Origin of the sequence: Anaerocolumna jejuensis DSM 15929 (assembly GCF_900142215.1) — a bacterium.
Classification (GTDB): domain Bacteria; phylum Bacillota; class Clostridia; order Lachnospirales; family Lachnospiraceae; genus Anaerocolumna; species Anaerocolumna jejuensis.
In genome coordinates this window covers 169,028-181,143 of record NZ_FRAC01000008.1, presented here as the reverse complement: position 1 = coordinate 181,143, position 12,116 = coordinate 169,028, and the positions used below count along the sequence as shown (strand labels likewise).

10 protein-coding genes are annotated in these 12,116 nt (G+C 42.8%); 9 read left to right on the top strand and 1 reads right to left on the bottom strand.

The window, feature by feature from the left end:
• Positions 1 to 95: 95 nt before the first annotated feature.
• Positions 96 to 575, bottom strand: a complete 480-nt coding sequence (locus BUB77_RS06960) for a flavodoxin family protein (protein ID WP_073274229.1) — start codon at positions 573 to 575, stop codon at positions 96 to 98.
• Positions 576 to 1,679: 1,104 nt separating this feature from the next.
• Between BUB77_RS06960 and BUB77_RS06955 the strand changes: the two genes are divergently transcribed.
• From BUB77_RS06955 to rny, 9 genes are all read left to right on the top strand, one after another.
• Positions 1,680 to 2,882, top strand: coding sequence for a BaiN/RdsA family NAD(P)/FAD-dependent oxidoreductase (locus tag BUB77_RS06955; RefSeq protein ID WP_073274227.1), 1,203 nt, complete (start codon positions 1,680 to 1,682; stop codon positions 2,880 to 2,882).
• A 136-nt stretch (positions 2,883 to 3,018) separates the two neighbouring features.
• A complete protein-coding gene (locus tag BUB77_RS06950) occupies positions 3,019 to 4,623 on the top strand; it encodes an NAD(P)/FAD-dependent oxidoreductase (protein ID WP_073274225.1) in 1,605 nt (534 codons plus the stop codon).
• Between the two features lie 89 nt (positions 4,624 to 4,712).
• Complete coding sequence (gene proB / locus BUB77_RS06945; RefSeq protein ID WP_073274223.1) at positions 4,713 to 5,567, top strand: glutamate 5-kinase; 855 nt, start codon at positions 4,713 to 4,715, stop codon at positions 5,565 to 5,567.
• A 265-nt stretch (positions 5,568 to 5,832) separates the two neighbouring features.
• Positions 5,833 to 6,060: a DUF896 domain-containing protein gene (locus BUB77_RS06940; RefSeq protein ID WP_330392514.1), complete on the top strand. Its 228-nt coding sequence runs from the start codon at positions 5,833 to 5,835 to the stop codon at positions 6,058 to 6,060.
• On the top strand, positions 6,060 to 6,626 hold the full coding sequence (locus BUB77_RS06935; protein WP_073274221.1) for a 5-formyltetrahydrofolate cyclo-ligase: 567 nt from the start codon (positions 6,060 to 6,062) through the stop codon (positions 6,624 to 6,626). Before BUB77_RS06940 ends, BUB77_RS06935 begins: the two co-directional genes overlap by 1 nt.
• Positions 6,627 to 6,655: 29 nt before the next feature.
• Positions 6,656 to 7,900, top strand: a complete 1,245-nt coding sequence (locus BUB77_RS06930; protein WP_073274219.1) for a glutamate-5-semialdehyde dehydrogenase — start codon at positions 6,656 to 6,658, stop codon at positions 7,898 to 7,900.
• Positions 7,901 to 7,942: 42 nt separating this feature from the next.
• Positions 7,943 to 8,455, top strand: a complete 513-nt coding sequence (locus BUB77_RS06925; RefSeq protein WP_073274217.1) for a hypothetical protein — start codon at positions 7,943 to 7,945, stop codon at positions 8,453 to 8,455.
• Positions 8,456 to 8,520: 65 nt separating this feature from the next.
• Entirely contained in the window at positions 8,521 to 9,975 is a 1,455-nt protein-coding gene (gene miaB / locus BUB77_RS06920; RefSeq protein ID WP_073274215.1) for a tRNA (N6-isopentenyl adenosine(37)-C2)-methylthiotransferase MiaB, read from the top strand.
• Between the two features lie 190 nt (positions 9,976 to 10,165).
• Complete coding sequence (rny, locus tag BUB77_RS06915) at positions 10,166 to 11,698, top strand: ribonuclease Y (RefSeq protein WP_408606386.1); 1,533 nt, start codon at positions 10,166 to 10,168, stop codon at positions 11,696 to 11,698.
• The last annotated feature ends 418 nt before the right edge of the window (positions 11,699 to 12,116 follow it).

Below are 12,116 nucleotides of genomic sequence, written 5' to 3'. Positions count from 1 at the left end.
CATAAAAAAGGGCTTAAGAAGACAGTCGCAGATTGTTTTCTTAAGCCTTATTCATTACGGGAAGTTAATTTTCATAGTTGATTGGGTGAGGGGAGTTAAGTGATTTCATGAAGCCAGTGCTTTAGCTGGGCTTTGATTTTTTCCTTTTCTTCCTTGGCAGGGTCTGTAAAGGAAATTGTTCCGATAATCGTGTTATCGCTTAAAGCAGATTTTAATTTCTCAAAGCACTTTTCGGCACCACCACCTGCATGGCAGGCAAATAGGGCCAGTTTCTTGCCTTTTATGGATACTTTCTCCAGAAAAGAGGCAATGGGGGGAGTATAGGAGCTTGCCCAAATGGGAGTACCGATGAATATCGTATCGTATTCATCTATGTCAGGCAGGTCATTTAAAAGGTTTGGTTTTTCGTGGAACAGAATGCTTTTACCGCCCCAGAAAAACTTGGTGAAGCCCCCTTTTGGAATTTCCTTGTCCGGCTTTAACTCTATACAATCAGAATCCAATTCCTCTGCAAGGATATCAGCAACGATTTTTGTGTTTCCTTCAAGTGAATAGAAAACAACTAATGTGTTCATCCTTCGCTCCTTTCTAAGCATATAGTGAATATGGCCTAGGTATTATTGCCTAATTGCTATCTTACGGCATTGGGACACGTTTGTCAAGGATATGTTAATTTATGGAATGGAAGGCTGTTACAGTTCAGGCTTTGCTGGACTTAAGTCTTTGGAAACGGACGATGGTTTCTGATTCCGTTCAGGCATTTTCTTGCTCACGGTTCCAATTCCACTAAAATGGCAGCCGTTATTCATGGAAGGTTAAATTGCACCAAACTCGCTTCACAATTATTGGGTATATTAATGCTGTGAGCTCAGACAATGGTGTAATTTAACCTAGTCATAACGGCTGCCATTTAAGTGTCATAATGGGACCCCTCGATAGAAAATGCCTGAACGGAATCAGAAACCATCTGTACTTTTCTTAAAATTTCCGTGAATAAATCGTGAGGCTGAACTGTAACGGAAATCTCGCTATAGAGGGGCGTTTTCCATGTTGTGTTTCTTGCGGCTTAAGTGTTATAAGGAACCCCGCGATAGAAAATGCATGAGCGGAATCAGAAACCATCTATACTTTACTAAAATTTTCGTGAATAGATTGTGAGACTGAACTATAATGGAAGGATTGATATGGAGGGTGTTTTTGCTTGCTGTGTTTCTTGACGGTTTAAGTGTTATAAGGAACCCCTCATTGAAAATACATGAACGGAATCAGAAACCATCTGTACTTTTTCTAAAATTTCCGTGAATAGATTGTGAGGCTGAACTGTAACGGAAGGATTGATATGGAGGGTGTTTTGGCTTGCTGTGTTTTGTGAGGCTTAGTGTCATAAAGAAACTCTCAATGTAAAGTCCAAACCAATCCCCTGGTTCTTTGGACATCCATAGTATGTTTTCATGCATTTGCTGTGGGGGATTCTATGATAATTGTGGGCAGATACCGGTTAATATGCTATAATAGAATTTAGTTTCCTTTTTTTGAATAAAAGAAAGGCGGCATACAGATTTATGATATGGATTTATAAAACTGGATTATGATTCTGGTGTCAGAGAGTCATATGGAGATTTAATAGAGGATTGTAATAGGGAAATGTTATAGAAATGTAATTTGGAAGGAGTAACCGTATGAGCGGGATTTATATTATTGGTGGCGGGGCATCCGGGCTTTTTGCTGCTTTATGGGCCGCAAAAAGGAAGAATAAGGTTACGGTTCTGGAGCATAAGGATAAACCGGGCAAGAAAATCCTGGCTACAGGGAATGGCAAATGCAACTACACTAATTTAATACAGGACAGGGAGTGTTACCGAAGCGATGACCCCTCCTTTGCCCCGGAGGTTTTAAAGGCTTTTGACACTGGAAGGACTGTGGAATTCTTTCGGGAAATCGGTATATATCCTCATGAGCGGAACGGATATCTTTATCCCAATTCCGGACAGGCTACCTCTGTCTTAGAGGCCCTGTTAATGGAGGGGGAACGGCTGGGAGTGAGAGTTGAATGCGGCGTCCATGTTCAGCGAATGGAGAAGAATCTTAGGATATATACGGATAAGGGAGAATATCAGGCGGACAGAGTGCTTTTAGCAGCAGGAGGCATGGCAAATCCTGCCCTTGGCTCCGACGGAAGCGGATTTGAGCTGGCGAAGGCTCTGGGGCATAGGATTATTACACCACTTCCTGCCCTTGTCCAGCTAAAGTCAAAGGAAAAATATTTTAAGACATTAGCGGGAGTCCGTACGGAGGCTGAGGTGAGCTTATATTCCGGAAAGAAGCTCCTGGCGGAAGAAAAAGGCGAAGTGCTTTTTGCAGATTACGGGATTTCAGGCATTCCTGTTATGCAGGTAAGCCGCTATGCGGCCAAGGCTTTAAGTGAAGGAAGGGAAGCCTTGCTGGTACTTGACTTTCTTCCCTTTCTTTCAAAGGAGGAGCTGAAGGATGTTCTTGTCAGCAGGCTTAAAAGAAATCGGATGGAAACCATAGAGCAGGCCTTTATCGGGCTTTTAAATAATAAATTAGCATATGTAGCTTTAAAAGAGACAAAAATAGAGGTATCCCTGACCTTAGGTCAGTTAAAGAATGAGCAGCTGAGCCGCTTGGCAGCCAGGCTAAAGGAATGGAAGATACCGATATCGGAACCAAAATCCTTCGAATTGGCACAGGTAACTGCCGGGGGCGTGGATACGAAGGAGATTAATCCGGCAACCATGGAATCAAAGCTGGTGAAGGGACTGTTCTTTGCGGGGGAAATTGTGGATGTGGATGGTACCTGCGGCGGCTATAACCTGCAATGGGCATGGTCCAGCGGTTATACAGCCGGCAGCCATTTATAAAAAGATAGACTGATAAGTTGAATTAAGGGTATTTGACCCCTTCCAGGTTTAAAAATGCCATAAATTTCAGCTTTTTAACACCTGGAGGTGATTAAAAAATTTATTTCAACTTCTGCAGGAAGGAAAAGAGGTAGTAATGTTACAAATATCCCAGTTAAAGCTTAAAATTGACCATACAGAAAAGGATTTGTATAAGCTGGCTGCAAAAACACTGAAAATAAGCGAGCAGGACATTAAAAAGCTCGTTATTACAAAAAAATCCATAGATGCCAGAAAGGAAGACATCTATTATGTTTATCAGGTAGAAGTCATGGTGGCGGACGAAGAAAAAAAGGCTGCCAGGCTAAAAACTCCCAATATAACAATAGCAAAGAAAAATGCTTATCATTTCAAGCCCTCCGGTGAAAACAGAATGTCGGCAAGGCCGGTTATAGCAGGCTTTGGCCCTGCGGGCTTATTCTGCGGGCTTTTGCTGGCACGCTTTGGCTACCGCCCTGTAATTATTGAGCGGGGAGAAGCAGTAGAAAACAGAGTAAGAACCGTGGAAAGCTTCTGGAACGGCGGTAAACTCAATACTCAGTCCAATGTTCAGTTCGGGGAAGGCGGTGCCGGGACTTTTTCCGACGGAAAGCTAAATACGCTGATAAAGGATGCCTTCGGAAGAAACCATTTTGTGCTGCAGGTACTTGCCGAGCATGGTGCTCCCGAGGAAATCCTCTATCTGAACAAGCCTCATATCGGTACGGATAAGCTGAGAGATGTGGTAAAGGCAATCAGAGAGGAAATCCTGTCCCTTGGCGGTGAGGTAAGGTTTAATACCTGCCTGACCAATATTCTGACAGAAGGGGGAAAGGTTACCGGCATTGAGGTAAACCACAGGGAAGTACTGGCCTGTGAAGTTTTAGTGCTGGCCCTTGGTCATAGTGCCAGGGACACCTTTCAGCTGCTCTATGATAAGGGAATGAAGCTTACGCCCAAGGCTTTTGCAATTGGAGTCCGTATGGAGCATCCCCAGGAATTAATCAGCCGGAACCAATACGGAAGCAGGTTTGATAAGCTCCCTCCTGCCGACTATAAATTAACTCATAATGCTGTAAATAACAGAGGAATCTATTCATTTTGCATGTGTCCGGGAGGCTTTGTGGTAAATGCTTCTTCCGAAGAAGGGCACACGGCTGTTAACGGTATGAGTAACCATGGCAGAAATGAGCGGAATGCCAACAGTGCTTTAATTGTTACTGTTAAACCGGAGGATTTTCAGGCGTCCGGTATTGAAAATTATCCTCTGGCAGGAGTTGAATTCCAGCGAATCTGGGAAGCCAAGGCTTATGAGGCTGGAAAAGGACTGATACCGGTACAGCTCTATGGAGACTTTAAGAGAAATAAGGCCAGCACCGGTTTTGGAGAGATAACTCCGAATTTAAAGGGAGGGTATAACCTTTCAAACCTGAGAGACTGCCTGCCGGATTATGTATCGGCTGCCTTAATTGACGGAATAGGAGCCTTTGAGAAAAAAATAGCAGGTTTTTCCGGGGAAGAGGCTGTTCTGTCAGGAGTTGAGACCAGAACTTCCTCACCCCTTCGGATGGAAAGAGATGAGTTCTTTGAATCCAGTATTGGGGGGATATACCCTTGCGGAGAAGGAGCCGGCTACGCCGGAGGCATTACCTCGGCAGCTGTTGACGGGCTTAAGGTTTTTGAAGCCATTGCGTCAAAATTTAAGAATCCAATGTTTACATGAAATCATAAATAAGGTAGAATAGATGTAATTTTACAGGCAAAGCATAAGTTCAGGCGGCAAAGCGGCTTAATGGCAGGAGAGGAAGAAATATGGCAGGCAGAGAAGACTTAAAGGATAAGAAACGGATCGTTATCAAGATTGGTTCATCCTCCTTGACCCATCAGGAGACAGGACGGATCAATCTCTCCAAGATGGAAAGACTGGTACGTATATTAACAGATTTACGTAATGAGGGGAAGGATGTCATTCTGGTATCTTCCGGTGCCATAGCAGTGGGAAAGGAGACCCTTGGACTTCAGAACCGTCCTACTGAAAAGGTTGAAAAACAGGCATGTGCGGCTGTGGGCCAGGCCAGGCTTATGATGGTCTACCAAAAATTGTTTGCGGAATATAATCAGGTTCCCGCACAGATACTGATGACAAAGTATACTATGATTAATGATATCAGCAGGGAAAATGCCCAAAACACCTTTCAGGAGCTGTTCCGCATGGGTGTTATACCCATAGTAAATGAAAACGACACGGTTACAACGGATGAAATTGAGTTCGGTGATAATGATACCCTGTCCGCAATAGTAACGGCGCTGGTAAATGCTGATTTGCTGATTCTCCTGTCCGACATTGACGGGCTGTACACCGACGACCCCAGGCAAAATGCAGAGGCGGTATTTATTGACTTTGTAGAGCGTATAGATGACAGACTGGACAGTATGGCAAAGGATTCCTCAACCCTTGTGGGAACGGGCGGCATGGCAACAAAGATCAGTGCTGCTAAGATAGCTACAGGCTCCGGCGCGGATATGATAATCGCCAACGGGGAAGAAATAAATATTATTAATGCTATTATGGCAGGAGAGAAAAAAGGAACCTTCTTTCAGGCGCACAGGAATGAGAATTTTAAACTGCTTGATTATATCAGTACCAGGCAGTATTCTAATAAATAGATTACGGAAAAGTGTGAAAGAAAAGCGTTCTCACACTCCATTATTTAAGGCAGTACCGCAGACCTGTCTGCGGTACTGCAATGGGAGCAAGTGTGAAAGAAAAGCGTTTTCACACTCCATTATTAGTGGCAGTACCGCAGACTTGTCTGCGGTATGCAATGGGAGCAAGTGTGAAAGGAAAACGCTTGGGAAAGCATGGCAGTTAGTAAGAATTAAGGAAAAGCATAATTCACCTCCTTATTTGCGGCATGCAAGGGGAGCTGGAATGAAACAAGGAGAATACATGGAAGACTTTAAACTGGCAAGAATTAATGAATTATATAAAAAATCAAAGGAAGAAGGCCTGACAGAAGAAGAAAAATCAGAGCAGGCGCAGCTTCGCAGTGAATATATACAGGCAGTAAGAAATAATTTAAGGGGCACTCTTAATAACATATCCCTCTTAAACCCTGATGGCACAGTGACGGAGCTGGTAAAAAAGGATAAGCATTAATGACAAAGAAAGAAATCAGACAGGAAATAAAGAGTAAAAAAGAAAAGCTTACCACAGATAAAATCGCAGAGAAAAGTAAAATTATGACCAGGCACTTCACCGGGCTTACAGAATACAAAAATTGCAGTCAGATCATACTGTATGCCGCTTTCAACCAGGAGGTCGATACCCTGCCGCTGATCAATCAGGCTTTAGAGGAGGGTAAAAAGGTGGCTCTTCCAAAGGTAACGGAAGGCGGCTTGGAATTTTTTTATATACGCTCTTTTCAGGAGACGGCCATAAGCAATATGGGAATACCGGAGCCGGATACCTCAAACCCTGTTGAGCTTTTAGCCGATGGCTTGAATGTAATATTGGTACCGGGGCTGGCTTTTGACCTGGAAGGGAACCGAATCGGTTATGGCAGGAGCTATTATGACGCATATTTTGCAGCGCATAGGGCGGAATTCATGAAAATTGCCTTTGCCTATGATTTTCAGGTATATGACAGAATACCGTCTGAAAAACACGATGTGAAGATAGATTTATTAATAACAGATACCTTTTCGAAAAAATTTATACCTTAAAATGAAAGATAGAAAGAGAGGGTGATTTCATGAAATTATCGGAAATAGGGCAAAGGGCCAGGAAGGCGGCTACGGCTTTAAACACACTCAGTCAGGAAAAGAAAGTAGGCGGATTAAAGGCAGCTTCTCTTGCTTTAAAAAGCCATGAGGACGATATTCTGTCAGCTAATTTGGCTGATGTAGAAAATGCCAGGGCAAATGGTATGACAGAGGCTCTCATTGACAGGCTGAAACTTAACTCTGCAAGGATTGAAGCAATGGCAGAAGGACTTTTGGATATTGCAGCCTTAGAGGACCCCATTGGTGAAGTCATATCTATGAAAGAAAGGCCCAATGGCCTGCTGATAGGACAGAGAAGGGTTCCCATGGGTGTTATCGGTATAATCTATGAATCCAGACCCAATGTTACGGCTGATGCCTTCGGATTATGCTTTAAAACCAGTAATGCCGTTATACTAAAAGGCGGCAGTGATGCCCTTCAATCTAATGCAGCAATTGTGAAGGTTATCAGGGAAGCACTTGCTTCCTGTGAGATTGCAGAGGATGCCATACAATTAGTTGAAGATACCAGCAGAGAAACTGCCAGGGAATTAATGCGCCTGAACAAGTATATTGACCTTCTTATACCAAGAGGGGGTGCCGGGCTTATTCAGACAGTAGTGGAAAACAGTACCATTCCCGTGATTGAGACCGGAACCGGTAACTGCCATGTCTATGTGGATGAATCAGCGGATTTTGACATGGCATTAAGTATTATTCATAATGCCAAGACCCAGAGGCTTGGAGTGTGCAATGCCTGCGAATCCCTGGTAGTGCACAGCAGTATAAAAGATACCTTTCTCCCTTTATTGTATCAAATGCTGACGGACAGCCAGGTTATAATCAGGGGGGACGAAAGAGCAAGAGCTGTCTGCCCGGATATTGAAACCGCGACGGAAGAGGACTATGGAAAGGAATACCTGGACCGGTTGATATCTTTGAAAATAGTGGATTCCATCGAGGAAGCCATAGAGCATATAAACCATTATAATACAGGTCATTCCGAATCCATTATCACAAAGGATTATCAGAACTCTATGAAGTTTTTAAATGAGATTGATGCAGCTGCCGTCTACGTCAATGCTTCCACCCGTTTTACGGACGGAGGAGAATTCGGGTTTGGAGCAGAAATCGGTATCAGTACCCAGAAGCTTCACGCCAGAGGACCTATGGGACTGCTGGCATTGACTTCAACGAAATATATTATTTTTGGAAATGGACAGATAAGACCTTAAAGCAGCAAAATTTAATATGGAATAAGCACGAGAGAGGCATATATGGGTAGGCTTGAAAGACTGTTGCAAAAATGCTGGAAATTAAAAGAACCGGGAGCCGGAACAGCTCAGGAATATTATGATGCTCTGCGTGACTTAGGGCATCAGTTTCTGAAACTTTACCTTCAGAAAAAAATCAAAATAGGAGAAGATGCAATACAGGTACTTACTGCCGATGATTTACTGAATATCAGAGGTTTCATTAAAGAGACAGAAAAGTATTTTCCGGAAATGGCGGGAAATAAAAAAGATACTCTTCCATTTACAGAAGCCATCGCCTCCTGCCTTACAGATTTTTATACTATTATCCAGGAGTCCAACAAAGGCTACCATGTAAGTTATTATTATTACAGGGGCGATAATGACCCCAAGGGTGTGCCGGGGGCTATGGCAGATTTGATATTGAAAATATTTTATATATGCAGCATCTATGATATAGATATTGAGACAGTAATGATAGAAAAATATGAGCTTTATAAAAAGAAGTATAATGAGAATGAAAAAGCCGGCGGTTAGTGGTGTGATTTTCAGTAGTAATAATAACCCCCGGATAATTGTATTTTGAAAGTTGAGAATAGAAAATGAGCAGTTTACTTAGGAATTTTGAGGATGTTAATTTAGATAGCAAAGAACCCCTGGAGGAACCCCAGCGCCAATACTATTTCATGGCTAAATGCCGGGAATGGGTCAAAAGAAAGGAAAAGGAGCTTAACAGGCCGCTGACCTTTTCCGTAGTCACCTTCGGCTGCCAGATGAATGCCAAGGATTCGGAAAAACTTGCGGGAATACTGGAGAAAATCGGCTACGTGCCGGTAGAGGGGGAAGAGGCTGACTTTGTTGTCTACAATACCTGTACGGTAAGAGAGAATGCCAATACCAGGGTTTACGGAAGGCTTGGCCATCTTAATAACCTGAAAAGAAAAAATCCGAACATGATGATTGCCCTGTGCGGCTGTATGATGCAGGAAGATGCCGTGGTTGATAAAATCAGGAAAAGCTACCGCTTTGTAGATATGATATTTGGCACCCATAATATCTTTAAGCTGGCGGAGCTGATTGACACCAGATTAAGCTCCCGGACCATGATAATTGATATCTGGAAGGATACAAAGCTGATTGTGGAGGACCTTCCCAGCGAGAGAAAATACCGGTTTAAGGCAGGCGTTAATATTATGTACGGCTGCAATAATTTTTGCAGCTATTGTATTGTACCTTATGTAAGAGGAAGAGAGCGAAGCCGAAATCCAGAGGACATTGTGAAGGAAGTGGAGGAGTTAGTTGCAGACGGTGTGGTTGAAATAATGCTTCTGGGACAGAATGTCAATTCCTATGGAAAGAACCTGGAAGAACCAATCAGTTTTGCAGCGTTACTCGCAAGGCTGGAAGAGATAGAAGGTCTTAAAAGAATTCGCTTTATGACCTCTCATCCGAAGGATTTATCTGACGAGCTTATTGAAGTAATGAAGAATTCCAAGAAGATATGCAGGCATCTGCACCTTCCGGTACAATCCGGCAGCACAGAGGTCTTAAAGAAAATGAACAGGAATTATACCAAGGAAAGTTACTTGAACCTGGCTGAAAAAATCAGAACTGCCATGCCGGATATCTCTCTTACCACGGACATCATTGTAGGCTTTCCAGGTGAAACAGAGGAGGATTTCCTGGAAACACTGGAAGTGGTCGAGAAGGTGCGCTATGACAGTGCCTATACCTTCCTTTATTCCAAGCGCTCCGGTACTCCTGCTGCCGTAATGGAAAACCAGGTAGAGGAAGCGGTAGCTAAGGAGCGGTTTGACAGGCTGTTAAAAACAGTACAGGGAATAGCAGGTGAAATGACAGGCAGAATGGAAGGAACAGAGGAAGAAATCTTAGTTGAAGAGATAAACTCCCAGGATACTTCTTTGCTGACCGGAAGGTTAAGCAATAACAGTCTGGTTCATTTCAAAGGACCGGAAGATTTAATAGGAAAGCTGGTTAAAGTCAAGCTTTCCCAGTGCAAGGGATTTTACTATTTCGGAGAACTGGCAGAGGGCTGATACGCCTTGTTTGAATCGTGTAAGATTTCCCATTCCTTTTGATTATTTTCGGTGAAATATGACATAATGCATAAAAATTTAATGGGGATACTTGACATAGTCATTAAAACAGTATAAAATTTATATGTTGTATATTCGTACAATGAAAATTCAATAAGGAGGTGCTCCAGTGCCGGTTGTACAGATAGTTATTGCTATATTAGTAACCCTGGCCATCGCTGTTCCTCTTGTCTGGAAACTTGCTATTTCCTACCATGTCAAAGTCGTAGAGGCTAAGATTGGTTCTGCGGAAGAAAAAGCAAGGGAAATCATAGATGAAGCTTTAAAAACGGCTGAAACTAAGAAAAGAGAAGCCTTACTCGAAGCAAAAGAAGAGTCCTTAAAGACTAAAAATGAGTTAGAGAAGGAAAGCAAGGAAAGACGAGCAGAAGTTCAACGTTATGAGAAAAGGGTGCTGTCCAAGGAAGAAACCTTAGACAGAAAAATCGAAGCACTTGAGAAGAAAGAATCCAGACTTACTGCAAAGGAAGCTGAACTTGACAAAGTCAAGAATGAAGCAGAAGCGCTTCATGCACAGCAGCTGCAGGAACTGGAGAAAATTTCAGGACTTACCTCCGAGCAAGCGAAAGAATATCTTTTAAAGACAGTTGAAGATGAAGTTAAGCATGAAACTGCAATGTTAGTTAAGGAACTTGAAAGCAAAGCAAAAGAAGAAGCAGACAAAAAAGCAAAGGATTATGTTGTTACCGCTATTCAGAAATGCGCTGCAGATCATGTGGCGGAAACTACCATATCCGTTGTACAGCTTCCAAATGACGAGATGAAAGGAAGAATAATCGGAAGGGAAGGAAGAAATATCCGTACCCTGGAAACCCTTACGGGAGTGGATCTTATCATAGATGATACCCCTGAGGCCGTTATTTTATCCGGTTTTGATCCCATCAGAAGAGAAGTGGCAAGAATTGCCCTTGAAAAGCTGATCGTGGATGGAAGAATTCATCCTGCCAGAATTGAAGAGATGGTAGAAAAGGCTCAAAAGGAAGTTGAGGTCATGATTCGTGAAGAAGGTGAAGCAGCAACTTTAGAGGTTGGTGTTCATGGAATTCATCCTGAACTTGTGAGACTTCTCGGTAAGATGAAGTTTAGAACAAGCTATGGACAAAATGCTTTAAAACATTCGATTGAGGTGGCTCAGTTATCCGGTTTACTTGCCGGAGAAATAGGCGTTGATATCAGAATGGCAAAGAGAGCCGGATTACTGCATGATATTGGTAAATCTGTTGACCATGAAATGGAAGGCTCACATATTCAAATCGGTGTTGATTTATGCAGAAAGTATAAGGAATCTGCGATTGTAATTAATGCAGTGGAATCACATCACGGAGATGTGGAACCGGAATCATTGATTGCGTGCATCGTACAGGCTGCGGACACCATTTCGGCTGCGAGACCAGGTGCCAGAAGAGAAACATTAGAAACATACACAAACAGATTGAAACAATTAGAAGATATCTCCAATAGCTTTAAGGGAGTAGATAAGTCCTTTGCGATACAAGCAGGCAGGGAAGTTCGAATTATGGTTGTACCGGATCAGATTACCGATGCGGACATGATTTTACTTGCTCGTGACATATCAAAGCAGATTGAATCTGAACTGGAATATCCGGGTCAGATCAAGGTAAATGTAATCAGAGAATCAAGAGTGACGGATTACGCTAAATAATGACAGATTTAGGATGGCCGAAATTCCTGTAACGGGGATTTCGCCATCTTTTTTTGGACAAAGATATTTTAATGAGTTAAATTGATAAAGCTTGGTTCCATAATTGGGCTTCATGGGTTTGGCGTATATATTAACCACGACAGATGCATGAAGGAAGTTTATGGGACCGGACGATGACCAAGGGGGTTGTATTGACCTTTTGTTACGCGAGAACCCTTATTCCACTAAAGCGGCAGAAAACGTGACTGGCAGGCAAATCAATGCCAAACTCGCTGTAACAAATAGGGCTGTGTTAGTTATCAAGCTCAAACAGTGGCATTGCTTTACCTAGTCACGTTTCCTGCCGCTTAAGTGTCATAAGGAACCTCTTGAGACAAAATGCCAATACAACCCCCTTGGTCATCTGTGTATATCCATT

Bases quoted from the DNA above. Each gene is read 5' to 3' on its own strand.
- BUB77_RS06960 (WP_073274229.1), bottom strand. From the start codon at position 575: ATGAACACATTAGTTGTTTTCTATTCACTTGAAGGAAACACAAAAATC.
- BUB77_RS06955 (WP_073274227.1), top strand. From the start codon at position 1,680: ATGAGCGGGATTTATATTATTGGTGGCGGGGCATCCGGGCTTTTTGCT.
- BUB77_RS06950 (WP_073274225.1), top strand. From the start codon at position 3,019: ATGTTACAAATATCCCAGTTAAAGCTTAAAATTGACCATACAGAAAAG.
- proB (WP_073274223.1), top strand. From the start codon at position 4,713: ATGGCAGGCAGAGAAGACTTAAAGGATAAGAAACGGATCGTTATCAAG.
- BUB77_RS06940 (WP_330392514.1), top strand. From the start codon at position 5,833: ATGAAACAAGGAGAATACATGGAAGACTTTAAACTGGCAAGAATTAAT.
- BUB77_RS06935 (WP_073274221.1), top strand. From the start codon at position 6,060: ATGACAAAGAAAGAAATCAGACAGGAAATAAAGAGTAAAAAAGAAAAG.
- BUB77_RS06930 (WP_073274219.1), top strand. From the start codon at position 6,656: ATGAAATTATCGGAAATAGGGCAAAGGGCCAGGAAGGCGGCTACGGCT.
- BUB77_RS06925 (WP_073274217.1), top strand. From the start codon at position 7,943: ATGGGTAGGCTTGAAAGACTGTTGCAAAAATGCTGGAAATTAAAAGAA.
- miaB (WP_073274215.1), top strand. From the start codon at position 8,521: ATGAGCAGTTTACTTAGGAATTTTGAGGATGTTAATTTAGATAGCAAA.